The organism is Paenibacillus brasilensis (assembly GCF_009363115.1).
GTDB lineage: Bacteria > Bacillota > Bacilli > Paenibacillales > Paenibacillaceae > Paenibacillus > Paenibacillus brasilensis.
The window spans coordinates 5,005,286-5,021,587 of the sequence record NZ_CP045298.1; the positions used below are offsets into that span (position 1 = coordinate 5,005,286).

At 45.2% G+C, this 16,302-nt stretch carries 18 protein-coding genes and 1 pseudogene; 18 read left to right on the forward strand and 1 reads right to left on the reverse strand.

The window, feature by feature from the left end; genetic code table 11:
* The first annotated feature begins 61 nt into the window (after positions 1-61).
* The 10 genes from GCU48_RS23650 to GCU48_RS23685 all read left to right on the forward strand — a co-directional run bounded on the left by GCU48_RS23650 (position 62) and on the right by GCU48_RS23685 (position 8,310).
* Positions 62-253, forward strand: coding sequence for a hypothetical protein (locus GCU48_RS23650; RefSeq protein ID WP_244315903.1), 192 nt, complete (start codon positions 62-64; stop codon positions 251-253).
* Positions 254-282: 29 nt separating this feature from the next.
* Positions 283-1,824, forward strand: a complete 1,542-nt coding sequence (locus GCU48_RS28380) for a glycoside hydrolase family 3 protein (protein WP_244315905.1) — start codon at positions 283-285, stop codon at positions 1,822-1,824.
* On the forward strand, positions 1,805-2,803 hold the full coding sequence (locus GCU48_RS28385) for a glycoside hydrolase family 3 C-terminal domain-containing protein (protein ID WP_244315907.1): 999 nt from the start codon (positions 1,805-1,807) through the stop codon (positions 2,801-2,803). The genes GCU48_RS28380 and GCU48_RS28385 overlap by 20 nt, the downstream gene beginning before the upstream one ends.
* A 271-nt stretch (positions 2,804-3,074) precedes the next feature.
* Complete coding sequence (locus GCU48_RS27155; protein WP_167518756.1) at positions 3,075-3,236, forward strand: hypothetical protein; 162 nt, start codon at positions 3,075-3,077, stop codon at positions 3,234-3,236.
* Positions 3,237-3,278: 42 nt separating this feature from the next.
* Positions 3,279-3,791: a family 43 glycosylhydrolase gene (locus tag GCU48_RS23660; protein WP_152381658.1), complete on the forward strand. Its 513-nt coding sequence runs from the start codon at positions 3,279-3,281 to the stop codon at positions 3,789-3,791.
* 101 nt (positions 3,792-3,892) lie between these two features.
* Positions 3,893-4,225, forward strand: coding sequence for a hypothetical protein (locus GCU48_RS23665; RefSeq protein WP_152381659.1), 333 nt, complete (start codon positions 3,893-3,895; stop codon positions 4,223-4,225).
* A 415-nt stretch (positions 4,226-4,640) separates the two neighbouring features.
* Positions 4,641-5,861 carry an IS110 family RNA-guided transposase gene (locus GCU48_RS23670; RefSeq protein ID WP_152381660.1) on the forward strand — a complete coding sequence of 407 codons (1,221 nt, stop codon included), beginning with the start codon at positions 4,641-4,643 and terminating at the stop codon, positions 5,859-5,861.
* Between the two features lie 434 nt (positions 5,862-6,295).
* Positions 6,296-6,907: a DUF2239 family protein gene (locus tag GCU48_RS23675; protein ID WP_152381661.1), complete on the forward strand. Its 612-nt coding sequence runs from the start codon at positions 6,296-6,298 to the stop codon at positions 6,905-6,907.
* A 53-nt stretch (positions 6,908-6,960) separates the two neighbouring features.
* Positions 6,961-7,401 carry a DUF1330 domain-containing protein gene (locus GCU48_RS23680; RefSeq protein ID WP_152381662.1) on the forward strand — a complete coding sequence of 147 codons (441 nt, stop codon included), beginning with the start codon at positions 6,961-6,963 and terminating at the stop codon, positions 7,399-7,401.
* Positions 7,402-7,518: 117 nt separating this feature from the next.
* Complete coding sequence (locus GCU48_RS23685) at positions 7,519-8,310, forward strand: alpha/beta fold hydrolase (RefSeq protein ID WP_244316348.1); 792 nt, start codon at positions 7,519-7,521, stop codon at positions 8,308-8,310.
* Positions 8,311-8,707: 397 nt separating this feature from the next.
* Here GCU48_RS23685 and GCU48_RS23690 read toward each other — a convergent pair.
* Positions 8,708-9,161 (reverse strand): annotated as a pseudogene (locus tag GCU48_RS23690) (transposase); the annotation flags it as partial.
* A 263-nt stretch (positions 9,162-9,424) separates the two neighbouring features.
* Between GCU48_RS23690 and GCU48_RS23695 the strand changes: the two are divergent.
* The 8 genes from GCU48_RS23695 to GCU48_RS23730 all read left to right on the forward strand — a co-directional run bounded on the left by GCU48_RS23695 (position 9,425) and on the right by GCU48_RS23730 (position 16,291).
* Positions 9,425-11,356 carry a fructose-1,6-bisphosphatase gene (locus GCU48_RS23695; protein WP_152381664.1) on the forward strand — a complete coding sequence of 644 codons (1,932 nt, stop codon included), beginning with the start codon at positions 9,425-9,427 and terminating at the stop codon, positions 11,354-11,356.
* An 851-nt stretch (positions 11,357-12,207) separates the two neighbouring features.
* A complete protein-coding gene (locus GCU48_RS23705; RefSeq protein WP_244315909.1) occupies positions 12,208-12,591 on the forward strand; it encodes a GNAT family N-acetyltransferase in 384 nt (127 codons plus the stop codon).
* 375 nt (positions 12,592-12,966) lie between these two features.
* Complete coding sequence (locus GCU48_RS27160) at positions 12,967-13,143, forward strand: helix-turn-helix domain-containing protein (protein WP_167518757.1); 177 nt, start codon at positions 12,967-12,969, stop codon at positions 13,141-13,143.
* Entirely contained in the window at positions 13,076-13,489 is a 414-nt protein-coding gene (locus GCU48_RS23710; RefSeq protein WP_152381665.1) for a helix-turn-helix domain-containing protein, read from the forward strand. Before GCU48_RS27160 ends, GCU48_RS23710 begins: the two co-directional genes overlap by 68 nt.
* Positions 13,490-13,840: 351 nt before the next feature.
* Entirely contained in the window at positions 13,841-14,245 is a 405-nt protein-coding gene (locus tag GCU48_RS23715) for a hypothetical protein (RefSeq protein ID WP_152381666.1), read from the forward strand.
* 65 nt (positions 14,246-14,310) lie between these two features.
* A complete protein-coding gene (locus tag GCU48_RS23720; RefSeq protein WP_152381667.1) occupies positions 14,311-14,556 on the forward strand; it encodes a hypothetical protein in 246 nt (81 codons plus the stop codon).
* A 209-nt stretch (positions 14,557-14,765) separates the two neighbouring features.
* Positions 14,766-15,023 (forward strand): hypothetical protein, encoded by a 258-nt coding sequence (locus GCU48_RS23725; protein ID WP_152381668.1) that lies wholly within the window; start codon positions 14,766-14,768, stop codon positions 15,021-15,023.
* Between the two features lie 320 nt (positions 15,024-15,343).
* On the forward strand, positions 15,344-16,291 hold the full coding sequence (locus GCU48_RS23730) for an ABC transporter ATP-binding protein (protein WP_152381669.1): 948 nt from the start codon (positions 15,344-15,346) through the stop codon (positions 16,289-16,291).
* The last annotated feature ends 11 nt before the right edge of the window (positions 16,292-16,302 follow it).

Below are 16,302 nucleotides of genomic sequence, written 5' to 3' on the forward strand. Positions count from 1 at the left end.
TGGCTTGATTTACATCACGAATCCTAAACTACTCAGCTTGCAAAACGTGATGAATCAACTGATGAGCAACATTCAATTTTTGGCCAACAATAGTTCTGTAAGTTCACTGGCCTCCGAGTCAATGAAGCAGATTCCCAGCGAAGCCTTCCGTATGGCGATTGCTGTGATCAGCATCGCTCCGATCATGATGGCTTACCCTTTCTTCCAAAAGTATTTCGTGAAAGGTTTGGCTATCGGCGCGGTGAAAGGTTGATTTTAAAAAATGAGAGAGAGTTGAATTGTATGATTGGTACTTGGAGTTTTCTGCATCAAACGCCACAATCCACTATTAAAATGCAGTTTGTCATAGAAAAGAAAGAAACTTATGTCTTATCGGTCGTCCTGGAACCGTTTCCGTTCCCCATCGATATCACTGAGTTGACTGTAGAAGGCAACACGCTGCAGGCTAAGGGGACATCATCATTTGTGCCAAATGAAACGCTTGAATTTGAACTGACTTTTAAAGATGAAGAGTTCCAGGGTAGGATCAAGCTTCCCTTCCAGGAAGCATTCTTCGTAAAAGGTGCGAAAGGGCCTGGTCCATCGCTCGCGGATACGCTCATTTCCGAAATAGCTCCTTATCGGAAGCATGATGTAAAGCAACGCGACGATAAAGAGATTTATCTAGCCGTTGAAGCTCTTCTCAGCAAGATGTCCATTACTGATAAGATTGGTCAATTGAGTCAGTGTATGTCTACAAACCTCTCGCTTGGATCAGAGCTTGCGTCTGACTCACCGGAGAAACTGGTTGCGGAAGGCCGGGCTGGTTCGGTTCTGTCGGCCGTAACCGGTCGCCGCGTGTACGAACTCCAAAAAATAGCGGTAGAGCAATCCCCGCATGGTATTCCGTTGCTGTTTAATTTTGACGTTATACATGGGTTTCAGACAGTATTTCCCGTGCCGCTTGCTTGGTCCTGCAGTTGGGACTTGGAATCTATCAAGGAAGCTTGTGCGATTGCCGCCAAAGAGGCTACTGCCAGCGGTATCACGTATAACCACGGCCCGATGGTCGATGTTACGAGGGATCCTAGATGGGGCCGCGTTGTAGAAGGGGCAGGCGAAGATCCTTACCTGGGAAGTCTAATCGCCAAAGCTCAAGTAGAAGGCTACCAAGGTAACAGCTTACACGACCCTGAGACACTTATTGCTTATTTAAAGCATTCCATCGCATACGGAGTTGCCGAAGCTGGAAGGGATTACAATACGGTAAATATTTCGGAAGGCACCCTGCGGAATGTCTACTTACCGCCCTTCAAAGCGGGGATTGAATCGGGCGCCGGGTCGGTGATGAATGCCTTTAATACTTACCAGGGTGTTCCAGTGGCCGGAAACCGCTACCTCCTTAACGATTTGCTGAGAGGAGAACTAGGCTTTGACGGTATACTGATTTCCGACTACGGCTCCATTGACGAAATCGTCGCTCACGGGAACGCAAGGGACAGTAAAGAAGCAGCAAAAAAGGCTCTTGATGCAACGTTGGATATTGAAATGGTGACTCGTTCTTATGATCATTTGCATGAATTGATCGAACAGGGACTCGTTACGGAAGAGCAATTGGACCAAGCGGTACGTCGGATTTTGACCTTTAAGTATAAGATCGGCATTATAGACGACCCGTTCCGTTATGTACGCCCGGAAATGGAAGAGGAATATCACTTCCATCCAAGTCATTTAGCAGCGAGTCGTAGTCTGGCGCAGAAATCCATCGTTATGTTGAAAAATAACGGTTTGCTCCCGATTACAAGCAAGGAACGGAAAATAGCCTGTGATTGGTCCATTCGGTGACAGCAAGGATCTGCTGGGACCGTGGCAGTGGTCCCGATATGCGAATGAAACCGTTACGTTCCGGCAAGGGATTGAAGAACAGGGAGTACCGGCGGCAAATCTTTTGCTCGAAGAAGGATGCAAGGTTGAAGAGCCGATTGTAGGAGGACTGGAGCGGGCAGTTTCTGCGGCGGAACAAGCCGACATCGTTATTCTTGCCCTTGGTGAGAACAGTGAAATGTCTGGCGAGGCTGCATCCCGTATGGATATTACATTACCGAAGGTTCAACAGAAACTGGCGGAAGCAGTTGTTAAGGCAGGCAAACCGACCGTATTGGTTCTAACAAATGGACGTCCTCTTGTGCTGGATTGGTTTGAGCATCATATGGACGCCATCGTGGAGACATGGTTCCTGAGATCTCAAGCCGGGTATGCCATAGCAGATGTGCTCTTTGGCAATTATAATCCGTCCGGCAAACTGACGATGAGTTTCCCCGCTCATATCGGACAAGTACCGGTATACTACAATTACTTTAGCACCGGAAGACCTGTAACGGAAAGTAATAAGCATTTAAAGTTCTTTTCCAAGTATATCGATGGTTCCAATGACCCGTTGTATCCTTTCGGTTACGGGCTAAGCTATACTACGTTCGAGTATTCGGAAATTCGGTTATCTCAATTGCAGATGAATGTTTCAGAGATAAATACTGCCAACGTGACGGTTACCAATACAGGTTCGGTACAGGGAGAGGAAATCGTCCAGTTGTACATTCAGGACCTTTATGGCAGTGTAGTTCGTCCGGTGAAAGAGCTTAAGGGGTTCAAAAAGGTGACATTAGCCGCAGGCGAAGCACAAGAAATCAGCTTCACCATTACCGAGTCCGATTTGGCTTTTTGGAATTTGGATCGAAAATATGAGGCCGAACCGGGGAAGTTCAAGGTTTATATCGGATCGAGTTCCCGCGATGTGAAAGAAGCGTCGTTCGAACATCTGCCTTAAACGACTTGCTGGTGCCGGAATGTTACTTTTCTTTGCTACTGGGTTCGATCCTGCTGCAGAAGGACCGGCGAAGAATGGCATTTTCTGAAAACTCAACATAGGCGAACTACTTTCCAACAAAATAGCAGCTGAAGTTTTGGAGAAGCAATAGAGGGGGACTTTTTCATTCTGGGATCCACATCTGTTCGAAGATGAGGATGGTAAAATTTATTTCTATTGGGGATGTTCCAACCAAACCCCCATCTTTGGAGTCGAACTTCATCCGGAGGATATGAAACCTAAAGGGGAGCCGGTCGCTCTCATTTATGGAAATATTAAAGAACATGGCTTTGAAAGAAACTTTGAAAATCATATCGCCAAATCGCCGGAACAGCTTGAAGAAATCGTTCAGGTCCGTTACCCCGGTATTCCGGAAGATATCTTCAAATATTGAGAAAGCGCTATCAGCAACAATCCCTTTACAGAGGGAGCATGGATGAATAAGCACAATGGTAAATACTATCTTCAGTACGCCAGTCCTGGAACGGAATACAACGTTTACTCGGATGGGGTTTACGTATCGGACAAACCACTCGGACCGTATACCCTGGCCCTAAATAATCCTTATTCTTATAAACCAAGGGGCTTTATTTCAGGTGCCGGTCATGGGTCTACCGTGGAAGATTGTCACGGTAACCTTTGGCATGCAGCGACCATGAGAATTAGTGTTAACCACGCATTCGAAAGACGGTTGGGGCTATGGCCGGCGGGTTTCGATCAAGATGGGGAATTATTTTGCAATCAGCGATATGGAGACTGGCCCTTCAATATCGAACAGGCAAACATAAATCCATGGAAGAATCCCGAATGGATGCTGCTTTTTTATGGGAAGCCGGCTAAGGCATCTTCCTATGAAGAGGGAGGAGATGCAACGAGGGCCACGGATGAGAATGTTCAAACATGGTGGAGAGCAGCTTCTAATTTTATCGACTTCCAATTTGTCACATGATCTTATCGTAAAAGAGGATGGAATTAAGGCAAGGTATATCAGGTGCCCAGTTAAAGAACTCCCTTATAGCCAAAACGCATGTATTTCCGGGCTAAGAGTGTTTGGGGGGCGGAACAGGTTCACTGCCTAAACAAACTAGCGGAATCCAAACTACTCTAATAAGCGAGCTTGATCTTCCGGTTACATGGGAAGAGGATGATGCTATTGTTCATAACGTAATTTGGGGTTTTGCACCGGATAAACTGTATCACAGTTATCTGATTTCCGGCTGTAATCGGGTTACATTAAGTTCTTTAATCAAAGGTCAGCCGATTTATGTTAGAGTAGATGCTTTTAATGAAACAGGGATCACCGAAGGCGAAGTGCTTAAAGTGAACGAAGGTGATGAAATCCTTGGACAAGATAAAGGACATCGTATCCCAAATGACGCTTGAGAAAAAAGAGACACTTACCATCCGGTTTTGATTGAAGTTGATATGATAAAGCCGTTTTGTCTAAAGCACATATTCCGACACTTTTAATAAGAATCGTACGATAAAACTCGCGATATAAGGATTAAAATGGTTTATCATCTCCTGATGTTCGGCGAAAATAAAGTATTAGACGCCCATGCCGCTAACGCAGCACCATCAGATGATGAAAATGGTAGGCATGCGATATAATTTACTTACGGCTGGCGAAGGCAGGTCGGCAGTCAATGGTGCTTCGAGCCCGAGTATTAGACTGACCCTAACGACCAGGTGCACCACAGATTGTTGCTCCGAATTTGGAAGCACGCAGGATAGAATAACCATATGTGGTTGTTGCACCAGCCCCTTCAATCTTGCTGCCGTAAGGAGAAGGCTACGAATGGACGTTGTTTACAGTCATGTGTGCGGACTTGACGTTCATAAAAAGAACATCGTTGCCTGCGCCATCACGCCTGAAGGTAAAGAAATCCGTACGTTTGGCACGATGACCGACGATTTAATTTTGCTTGTAGATTGGCTCAAAGTCAAGGAATGCACTCATGTAGCGATGGAAAGCACTGGAGCATATTGGAAACCAATCTACAACCTGTTGGAGCTTGAGGAGATTGAGACTCTTGTTGTGAATGCCCAGCACATCAAGAATGTTCCGGGACGCAAGACTGACGTCAAAGACACGGAATGGATTGCTGGATTGCTCCGGCATGGTCTATTGAAGGGTAGCTTTATCCCAAATCGCGAGCAAAGAGAGCTGAGGGAATTGATTCGCTACCGCCGTAGTCTCATCGAAGAGCGAGCTCGGGAAGTCAGCCGCATTCAAAAGGTGCTGGAAGGAGCAAACATCAAGCTTTCCTCGGTTGCCAGCAATGTGCTTGGGAAATCAGGACGTGCAATGATTGAGGCGATGATTGCTGGCGAAACCGATCCTGAAGCTTTATCTGATCTGGCAAAACGAAAGTTGAAAAGCAAAAAAGCGGATTTGAAGCGAGCATTGAACGGCTTAATGGGCCCTCATCAGAAACTGATGCTGGGAGCTCAGCTCCGTCACGTCGATTATTTGGACGAAGAGATTGGCAGGTTGGATGAGGAAATTAAAAAGCGCATGCTCCCTTTTGATGAAGACTTGGAACTGCTTGACACCATCCCAGGTGTGGCACGAAGAACAGCAGAGACTATTCTAGCCGAAATTGGCTCTAATATGAATCAGTATCCTTCCGCCGCCCATTTATGTTCTTGGGCAGGGCTGTGTCCGGGTCAGAATGAAAGCGCCGGAAAACGATTGTCCGGCAAGACGCGAAAAGGAAATAAGAAACTCCGAAGTACGCTTGTAGAAGCTGCGAAGGCTGCGGCTAGAACAAAAGAAACGTATTTATCCAGCCAGTATCACCGGATTTCCGCGCGTCGGGGAGCTAACCGAGCGACCGTTGCAGTAGCACACAGTATATTATCTATGGTTTACTATATTCTTAAGCGGAAACAACCCTACATCGAGCTAGGTCCAACCTACTACGAGAAACGAAAACGGGATGTGATCATCAAGCATTCCATTAAGAAACTGGAGTCATTAGGTGTATCAATTACTGTGAATACGGCAGCTTCCTGATCGTTATGCAAACCATACATTACTAATGCCCCTGGCTATTTTTTTGTTTGCCGGAGGGTCGCTTTCTTGTTGCCTTTTTTAGGTGTTCTACGGAGCGATATTTTCAGGATAGACTGCCGCAGTTGTCGTTCAACTAACGTTCCTCGTTAGTTGAAAGCTGTAGCTCTTTTATAATACCTTTCCACTCGACAGTAACATTGATTATTTCGTCGCTCCACTCTCAAGTGCTGGAATAAGCTTTTCAAGTACGCGTAGTCTGGCCGCTCGCTGAGCAAATACTTTGCCAGTTCCGCCTTCAACAACGCGGTTCCTCTTAGGCCATATCTTTTGCATTTATTCCCTACATTACGAACGGGAAAGCATATTTTACCCGGGTAATATTGATTTTTTATTTTTACCCGGGTATAATTGAGACGAGCAGAAAGGAGGTCTACATGAGTAATGCCCTAACACGCTTTTACTGCACGGCATTTTTGGGTGTAGGAGTCGTCGCCAGTGGTTCCTTACAGCACGTTGTTACTACAGTGAAGGATGCTCTGAGTGACAGAGAACTCACACAGCTGCTTATATTTGACGATTCCACGGGGAAGCCAATAGATGTTGATTTTCGTGGGAAGACAGATGAGGTGCTTAAACGATTAGGAGAACAGTTTGGTGACTCATCCGGTACAGAAGTGAATCACCAGACTACACGCCGGGTCGGTCGACCCAAGCTGGGTGTTGTATCCGGTGAGGTTACGTTATTGCCTCGGCATTGGGAATGGCTCAAGAGTCAACCTGGAGGGGCGTCGGTAACATTACGAAAACTCATTGATGAAGCTCGTCGTGCTGGAGATCAACAGAGCACAATACGAGAGTCACAAGAAGCAACATATAACTTTATGACAGCTATGGCCGGGGACTTCAATCAATACGAAGAAGCTCTGCGGGCACTGTATGCCGGTGATTTGGATCGTTTTTACCACTTCATCGATGACTGGGTACCTGATATCAGAAACCATGTCAAGAGATTAGCCGCCAATGCATTCCCTGAAGAGAACTTATGAATGAAACATATGGGGGCTTAAAGAATTAAAAAGGAATTGCGAAAGGAGTCACTATGACTGAGTTAGAATCTATTCGTTACATTGAACCAACGCAACGCGCTGGCATGAGGTTCATGCAACGAGGCATTGAGGGCAGCATCGTCATGTTGAACCTACTGCGTTTTCGCGATGTTGCTGATTACACAGCCAATCCTGAACTAACACCGGAAGTCCCTATTAGCGGTGCCGAAGCTTTCAACCGCTATATTGAGCACACCCTCCCATATCTCCGTGAAAGCGGAGGTGAAATCGTGTTTCTTGGCGATGGCGGAGAGTTTCTTATTGGACCCGAAGACGAGAAATGGGATCTTGTCATGCTGATCCGCCAGAGTAGCACGCAGTCATTTCTAGCTTTTTCAAGTCATCAAGACTACCTGGCCGGTATCGGTCACCGGACTGCAGCGATAGAAGATTCACGCCTTCTGCCTATGGCAGAACTTCCGAAACCGAATTAATTAAAGGAGAGCATGACCATGAACATTCTAAAAGTTAACGGTGTTGAGTTGGCCTATGATAGTTTCGGTAACGAAAATGACGAGGCTATTATCCTAATCGCCGGGCTTGGAACCCAGATGATCCGCTGGACGGTTCCGTTTTGTGAACTATTGGCAGCGCGGGGCTTTCGGGTGATCCGCTTTGACAATCGCGACGTAGGTTGCTCAACACACTTCAGCCATTATCGGGCACTGGATTTTGACGCATTAGCGACCGCTCTCATGTCGGGACAGCGACCGGACATCCCTTACACTCTCGATGACATGTCCAACGACGCTATCGGACTGCTCGACGCCCTTTCAATTGACCGGGCACATTTCGTTGGCAGGTCAATGGGCGGAATGATCGCCCAGATTGCAGCCAGTGAGTACCCTGAACGGGTTTTATCACTCACCTCCATTATGTCTAGTTCCGGTAATCCCACTCTTCCGCAAGCTTCCCCGGATGTCATGGGGATGATGACTAAACCGGCGCCGAGCCCATTTGAGGATGAAGCAGGATTTTTGGCGCACAGCCTCTCTTTTGCCAAACGCATCGCCGGCGCTGGCTATCCGTTTGAAGAAGACGCTTATCGGGCACTCATTCTGGAGGAAGTCCAGCGAGCCTACGATCCAGGCAGTGTCGGACGACAAATTGCTGCGATCGCTGTCTCCGGTGACCGTCGTCCGCGGCTGGCGACCATAAAAGTACCAGCACTTGTCATTCATGGGATGGACGATCCCCTGTTCGTCCCGGCGTGTGGTGAGGACACGGCTTCTTCCATCCCGGGAGCCGAGCTAATGTTGGTTGACGGCATGGGACACGACCTGCCGCACCAACTGTACAAAGTAACTGCTGATGGCATAGAGCGAACGGCTCATCGCAATTGACACGCGCTTCCTGAATAGCAACCAGCCGGAGTCCCGCAGTGCCCAATGGGACGAGTAGGCCCAGGGGCGCAGCGCTGATCAGTTTGCACCCTTGGGGGTGGAAGCGGCGGTGCTCTTGGAACGGTTGTTAGCAGCTCTATTTGAACGTATATATGGAAACAATCGAATAAGCGCCAGTTCCATGATATCATCGTGAGCCGGCGCTTTTTTTTGTAGTCGTAAGGCCACACGATTAATCGTCAGCTTTAACTATCCTGCCCGTTCGTATTATGAAGCATTGTCGGTCTATCCTGAAAATATCGCTCCGTAGAACACCTAAAAAAGGCAACAAGAAAGCGACCCTCCGGCAAACAAAAAAATAGCCAGGGGCATTAGTAATGTATGGTTTGCATAACGATCAGGAAGCTGCCGTATTCACAGTAATTGATACACCTAATGACTCCAGTTTCTTAATGGAATGCTTGATGATCACGTCCCGTTTTCGTTTCTCGTAGTAGGTTGGACCTAGCTCGATGTAGGGTTGTTTCCGCTTAAGGATATAGTAAACCATAGATAATATACTGTGTGCTACTGCAACCGTCGCTCGGTTAGCTCCCCGACGCGCGGAAATCCGATGATACTGGCTGGATAAATACGTTTCTTTTGTTCTAGCCGCAGCCTTCGCAGCTTCTACAAGCGTACTTCGGAGTTTCTTATTTCCTTTTCGCGTCTTGCCGGACAATCGTTCCGGCGCTTTCATTCTGACCCGGACACAGCCCTGCCCAAGAACATAAATGGGCGGCGGAAGGATACTGATTCATATTAGAGCCAATTTCGGCTAGAATAGTCTCTGCTGTTCTTCGTGCCACACCTAAATTGCTCAGATGTTGGATGAAGTTTGTTCATTCATGAGGAACTGGAGTATGATGGGGGAAGGCGATGCTGATATCACCACATAAATAATTTTATTTTTATTGTTAACCATACAGGTGAAGAGGTATCAAAAACCTAATGTTTTTCCCTTTAGATATTTTTCGAATTGGAAATCCGTTAAAATCAATGCTGAATTGTAGGTTGAATAAAGCTTTTGGACCCGCTGTACATCACCATACTTCCTTTAAGGGGGACATCTGTTTTGGATGAGCAGTTTCTAGATTTATTGGCCGAGAAATATGATACGGAAGAAAAAGTCATAACAGAGATCATCAACCTTGAAGCGATCTCCAATCTTCCCAAGGGAACTGAGCATTATGTCAGTGATTTGCATGGGGAGTTCCATGCTTTTCAGCATGTACTAAGAAACGGTTCGGGTAATGTAAAGGAGAAAATCAAGGATTTATTCCGTGAGGTTTGGACAGATAATGAAATCAATGATTTTGCGGCGTTAGTTTATTATCCGGAAGAAAAAATACAGCTGGTTAAAGCGGATCTGTGCAATAAACAAGCCTTGAACCGGTGGCATAGACAAACGATTGAACAAATGCTTAAGCTCATTTCTTATGCCTCTTCCAAATATACGCGCTCGAAATTGCGTAAAGCTCTGCCGGAGCAGTTTGTATATATTGTAGAAGAGCTTCTATACAAGACGGATTTGACCAACAATAAGGATTCTTATTATGAGGAGATATACCAGCAAATTATCTCCTTGGGCCAGGCGGACAAGCTCATTATCGGCCTTGCTTATACGACCCAGTCCCTAGTGGTTGACCATCTTCATGTGGTCGGAGATATCTATGACCGCGGGCCTGACCCAGACAAAATTATGGACACGCTGATCAACTACCATTCTGTAGACATTCAGTGGGGGAACCATGATGTCCTGTGGATAGGCGCCTATGCGGGTTCCCTGGTCTGCCTTGCGAATATTATCCGGATCTGCGCCAGATACGACAATTTGGACATCGTTGAAGACGTATACGGAATCAATCTTCGCCCACTTCTGAACTTGGCGGAGAAATACTATGACGACAATCCGGCCTTCAGACCGAAGCTGCAGGTCGACCATAACGCATCGGAGCAGGAAATCCTGCAGATTACCAAAATTCATCAAGCCATTGCCTTGATCCAGTTTAAGCTTGAAATCCCGATTATCAAGAGACGCCCATACTTTAATATGTCTGAAAGGCTTTTGCTTGAGCAGATCGATTACGACAAAAATGAAATCAAGATCGGCGGAAAAACTTACCCGCTGGAAAACACCTGTTTCGCAACCGTAAATCCGCAGCAGCCTGGACAATTGCTGGAAGAAGAACAGCAGGTGATGGAAAAGCTGCTGTTCTCCGTTCAGCATTCCGAAAAGCTGGCCAGACATATGAATTTTCTTATGAAAAAGGGCAGCCTTTATTTAAAATACAACGGGAATCTGTTAATTCACGGCTGTATTCCTCTGGATGAAGAAGGAAACATGCAAGAAATGCAGATTAATGACAAGACGTATTCGGGCCGTCAGTTGCTCGATGTTTTTGAAGATTATTTACGTTACGCCTTTGCGCATCCGGAAGAGACAGATGATCTAGCGACGGATATGGTATGGTACATCTGGACAGGGGAATGTTCCTCGCTCTTTGGAAAGAGAGAAATGACCACTTTTGAACGGTACTTTATCCAAGATAAAGAAACCCATAAGGAGAGAAAGAACCCTTACTACCATTTGCGTGAAAATGAAGAGATCTGTCGGAAAATCCTGCTGGAGTTTGATTTGAATCCGGATCATGGACATGTCATTAACGGCCACACGCCAGTTAAAGAAATTCGTGGAGAGAACCCCGTTAAAGCAAACGGGAAAATGGTCGTCATTGACGGCGGTTTTTCCAAAGCCTATCAATCCACAACGGGCATCGCCGGATATACCTTGTTGTATAATTCCTTTGGCATGCAGCTCGTCGCCCATAAGAAATTTAATTCAAAAGAAGATGTGTTATGTAACGGAACGGACGTATTATCTGTAAAAAGACTGGTGGACAAAGAACTGGAGCGGAAGCTGGTGAGGGAAACCAATGTCGGGGAGAAGCTGCTGCAGAAAATCTCAAATTTGAAGAATCTCCTGGAATATCGCTACATGAAATGAAACAATTGCTAAAGGTACCAAGAGCCCTCACCCGAGGGCGGCTTTTAAGTATATCTGGTAAGTTTTCCCAGGTGTACGTCAGTCAACTTATTCGGATGTCATCGACACTTGTACATCGACACAAAGTTACCTAATATCTCTGGTACTGCCGCCCGCTCAAGGGTAATCGCAACCGGGCGGCAGCTAGAATCTACTTATGAATGCCGATGGACCGTTATCTATCAGTTTGAAAAATTTGGTTCTATAGTGCTTTTTAACATCTCCAAACCGATTCTTAATTCTTCCAAAGAATGAGTCGAGGATAGGGCTACTCTGAGGAAATTGGCTCCAGTATGGGTTCCACTCAAAAACCGATTGGAATGAAACACACGCACTCCTTTGTTTAGAAAAAACGTTTCGGAATAGTTTTCGTCTATGTGCTTAGTTAAAGGAAGCCATCGAAAAAAGCTAAGTGGATGCCCCGTTTGAGGAGCACTGTGAAATAATTCAGCAAACATCTCATTGGCTGTCTGAGCCAATCTTTTTTCTTTGCAACGATTGCATTTGCGCTTCCAGACAGATTCAATTCGGTGATGATTTCTACATCTAATGAGGATGTCTTAACATTAACGTTGTATACGGCTTTCAACATTTTATCTTTGAAAGCTTCATTAAATACGACATAGGCGACCCGGAGTCCAGAACATATGGATTTGGCAGTGCTACAAATTTATGAATGCAAAGATTATCTTTTCACAGTCATAGGCAGGCTTATACCCAAATTAGAAAATCGAACGTGGGGTTACCGAGAAGAACTTTATGAACAATCCTATATGTCAACATAGCCGGAACACGAAGAGCTTGATAAATATATGAATAGCGATGATTGCATTGCTTTCTTATGTTATTCCGAAGGAAAATGCTTGGGACACATCAGATTAAGCATAGGTTACGAATATAAATTTGCTTCTATTGACAGACTTATTGTATTCGAAGGTAGCAGAGGAAAAGGAATAGGAATAGGAATAGGAATAGGAATAGGAATAGGAATAGGAACTGCCTTACTGAACAAGGCAAAGGAATGGGTTTTACAAAAAGAAATGAAAGGATTTTCGCTTGAGACGCAGGATGTTAATTTACTCGCTTGCCGATTTTATTTAAAGAATGGGTTTGAAATTGGCGGTGTGGATACTATGATGTATTCAAACTCAAGTTACAAGGATGAAAATGAAATATCCTTCTATTTAAAATTCTAATTTTACATTAGCTCCTAACGTTTTTCCACCATATCGAAACACAAAGTGAAGTCATTGCACTAACGAAGAATGTTAATTCAATTAAAATAGCGGTAGTCTAGGACTTTGTTTTCTCGTCCAAAACTTACCGCTTTTTTTATTTTTAGAGAGACTAATCCTTTATTTTCTTCAACACTTACTCGTATCGATATCTGCTACTTTTAGTACACGAAGGTCGGGTTCAACCACTAGCGTCTTTTACTTTGTTTTTTTATTACATGCATGCAGTACTTAAATAAAATAAATTATTTAAAGCGGAATTAACAAACGAACATCACCACTCAAATCGCCAAATCGGGTAATACACAGTAAGATCAACTCAAGGTGGCGATAAAAATGAAGAACGAAGAAATCGAGCGATTGCATACAGCCATGAAAGAAACAACGGATAAACGGCTTTACGAAAGGTACCTGGCCGTACGTCTTCGTTTGGAAGGACACTCGTTTGCAGAGATCGGTGATTTGCTCGGTCGCATTCGTCAAACCATCAGTATCTATTGGCAAAGCTACTAAGCTCACAAAAGAGCAACGCAACCAATTAGCCGCTATGCTGGAGCAGCAACAACCAGCCGATGTGGGCTTTGACGCTCGCTATACCTGGACCCTACCGCTCGTAGCAGAATGGATCAAGCGAGAGTTTGGCATCACGATGAGTGTGCGCGGAATCAGCGCAATGCTCAAACGAATGAACTTCAGTTTCACAAAAGCAACCTATACGCTGGCCAAAGCCGATGAGGAGGCCCAGGCATTAATTATTCCTGGAGTTCCGATACACCCAGAGCAGTACATTAGCCATCTGATTCGAGAAGTCGTACACCATTGTATCAATACATCTTCTCCCAACTTATCGGCCATATGACCTCGGCGTTGCCAATATTTTCCATATCGCTTAGCCGCCTTTTAGTAGCACTAAACCAAAACATGGTGAAGGTGGAAACATCCAAGTCATTTACAGTGCTTGAGCGCCAAACACTTGCGTTTATGTATCGCTTGGTGTACAGCCGTTGTGAATCTTTTTACACCGAACATGGGCAAAATCTACCAAGCACGTTGGGGGTTGTGACTTCGGGAGGACGCTGTCCAACTTGACTGCCTTGTGGATTGCACGCAACGTGGCGTTGCATAACCAAGATACCGACGTGGAACGGGATGGTTACGCCCTCGCATTACATAAAAATGGGTACCAGCGGGGCGTGAAGGTTATGGCTATTTGTTGGATGAAGGTATCCGAAAAAATCACTGGATGGTTAAGCTGCTGGCTAGTCATCCTGCCTTCGAGCTGATTGGCGAGCCAGAAATCAATATTTTAACTTATCGTTACATTCCTGCATCCCTTCGCGAGGCTGTTCGAAGCTGTACCCTGCGTCCTGAAGAGCACGACCGAATTAATCACTTCAATGAGCTCCTTCAAGAAATGCAAAGCCAGCAGGGAGATTCGTTCGTTTCCCGGACAACGCTGTGCGGAATTGAAGGGATGCCGAACTCTGTTGTCGTACTAAGGGTTATTTTGGCGAATCCGTTAACAACGAAAGCTCATATTCAGAGTGTTTTGAAAATTCAGCAGGAAATTGCCAGAGATCTTGAGCTTTCGTTCGAATACAATACAGACAGTTAGGAAATTTGTGTACTGAGTAAGGACGTGGAACACTTGTGGTCACGTCTCACAAAGGAGTGAAACATATGGTATTGAGAATGCCTAAATCTCTTCAGACCTTTCCTAAAGGAGCCATCAAGAATGCTCAGATCCATCAACGTTTTCCAGCCATAGGGATTACTGAGTTTCGTATTGATGTCCATACACTCGAAAATATGTTGATTTGTTTTGATGCAGAGAAAGAGATTAGCTTTGTGGCTTCCGGCGAAAAACATCTGCTCCTCAACGAATTTGCTCTGGCGGCACATTCCTGCTCCAGGGAAGTAACTTGAGATCATATTGGAAACAGGGAGAGAATCAAAAAATCTTCATAGAGGTTCATGTACCTCTAGAAACGAATGTACAAGCTAAATTCACGGCCGGAGTTCTAGTTTTAGATGGAGGACGAGGCACTATCAATGTTGAGGGTACATCCGGAGAGGTGGCTGGGATTACAGAGTCCTCTAACGTACAGATAAAGTTAAGTACTGGAGATGTCTCAATGAATGAGCTTCGTGGTGATGCGGATATCCGGCTGACGGCAGGAAGCGCTACATTGGGCTGGACTGAACTAACAGGTAGGGAGCGAATTAATGTTCATTGCGGGACCGGAGGGATTGACATACTCTTACCTGCTATAGAAACCACAGTTCTTGATCAAGGATTTCTCCCACGCGCCAAGCGGATAACAACACATACAGGGTCAGAAATCTCGGGAGTTATCGGTATAGGTACGTTTGACATAAAACATTGGCAGTAGGGTATGAATTATTGAAGGAGCTTGCAAAACGGCAAGCTCCTTCAATAATTATACGCCTTTAATCCGACCATGTGGGTACCACAAGCAAAAATTTCGAGATATATTCTGTTGAAGTACGGAACTGGACAAAAACGTAGGAAGATGATGAAATGCTTCAAACGGTTTGATATGGAATATTGGTGGAGCATGAGTCGATAAACATCAGAGGATGAAACTGTCTTAGAGGGGAAAATCAACCTTATGAATCGACCCTTTGGTTGATTTATTATATTGGCTTGCGCGGTAAGATGAGAACATAAAATAAGAGGAGTGGTGCTGTTATGATCTCTAATTCACCTATCATCGAAGTAAGCGAGCTAAGCAAAAGCTTTGGTAGCCGCACATCGCTGAACAATGTAACGTTCGATGTGCATCAAGGTGAAATTTTATGTTTTCTTGGCCCTAATGGGGCAGGAAAGACTACAACAATCAATATTTTGTCTACCTCGCTGCGCGGGGACCAGGGAAATATCCGATACTGTGGAGAGCCAGTGGAACGGCTAATGAGCCAATACAAACGTGAACTTGGAATTGTTCCACAGGATTTAGCGGTGTATGAGGACATATCAGCCGAAGCTAACGTTCGTTTTTTTGCTTCGCTATATGGTATGACGGGTACGGAACTAGAGCAAGGTACAAATGAAGCGCTTGAAATCGTCGGATTGACGGACCGCCGTAAAGATAAACCGAAGACATTCTCTGGAGGAATGAAGCGGAGGCTCAACATGGCTTGTGCCATCGCGCATCGTCCTAAAATGATTATTATGGACGAACCGACGGTAGGTATTGATCCCCAGTCTCGAAATCATATTCTTGGATCAATCCGCAAGCTGAGAGACGAGGGAGCAACGATCATCTATACGACACACTACATGGAAGAAGTGGAGGAAATATCTACTCGAATATTGATTATTGATCACGGCGAGGTTATCGCTTCCGGTACCAAAGAAGAATTAAAGGAACGGCTTGCCGATGAGAAACGTTACGAAGTAGAGGTTGAAGAAATAAATGAAATGCCTGATATTGATCTATACCGAATCGACGGCGTTAAGAAAGTAGACATCGTCGGAAACCGGATTCACATCTCAACTCTAAAAGGGATTGAAAATCTGGACCAAATCATTGTGAACATAACCTCAAATGGACTTAAAATTATTAATCTGACAGGCTTTTCGCCCAGTCTGGAAATGGTTTTTCTCAATTTGACTGGTCGTACGCTTCGGGATTAGGAGGAAAAGAC

What these genes read in the sequence shown, in the direction of transcription:
- GCU48_RS23650 (WP_244315903.1), top strand. Translation starts at nt 62, where the DNA reads ATGAGCAACATTCAATTTTTGGCCAACAATAGTTCTGTAAGTTCACTG.
- GCU48_RS28380 (WP_244315905.1), top strand. Translation starts at nt 283, where the DNA reads ATGATTGGTACTTGGAGTTTTCTGCATCAAACGCCACAATCCACTATT.
- GCU48_RS27155 (WP_167518756.1), top strand. Translation starts at nt 3,075, where the DNA reads ATGAAACCTAAAGGGGAGCCGGTCGCTCTCATTTATGGAAATATTAAA.
- GCU48_RS23660 (WP_152381658.1), top strand. Translation starts at nt 3,279, where the DNA reads ATGAATAAGCACAATGGTAAATACTATCTTCAGTACGCCAGTCCTGGA.
- GCU48_RS23670 (WP_152381660.1), top strand. Translation starts at nt 4,641, where the DNA reads ATGGACGTTGTTTACAGTCATGTGTGCGGACTTGACGTTCATAAAAAG.
- GCU48_RS23675 (WP_152381661.1), top strand. Translation starts at nt 6,296, where the DNA reads ATGAGTAATGCCCTAACACGCTTTTACTGCACGGCATTTTTGGGTGTA.
- GCU48_RS23680 (WP_152381662.1), top strand. Translation starts at nt 6,961, where the DNA reads ATGACTGAGTTAGAATCTATTCGTTACATTGAACCAACGCAACGCGCT.
- GCU48_RS23685 (WP_244316348.1), top strand. Translation starts at nt 7,519, where the DNA reads ATGATCCGCTGGACGGTTCCGTTTTGTGAACTATTGGCAGCGCGGGGC.
- GCU48_RS23705 (WP_244315909.1), top strand. Translation starts at nt 12,208, where the DNA reads ATGAATAGCGATGATTGCATTGCTTTCTTATGTTATTCCGAAGGAAAA.
- GCU48_RS27160 (WP_167518757.1), top strand. Translation starts at nt 12,967, where the DNA reads ATGAAGAACGAAGAAATCGAGCGATTGCATACAGCCATGAAAGAAACA.
- GCU48_RS23720 (WP_152381667.1), top strand. Translation starts at nt 14,311, where the DNA reads ATGGTATTGAGAATGCCTAAATCTCTTCAGACCTTTCCTAAAGGAGCC.
- GCU48_RS23725 (WP_152381668.1), top strand. Translation starts at nt 14,766, where the DNA reads ATGAATGAGCTTCGTGGTGATGCGGATATCCGGCTGACGGCAGGAAGC.
- GCU48_RS23730 (WP_152381669.1), top strand. Translation starts at nt 15,344, where the DNA reads ATGATCTCTAATTCACCTATCATCGAAGTAAGCGAGCTAAGCAAAAGC.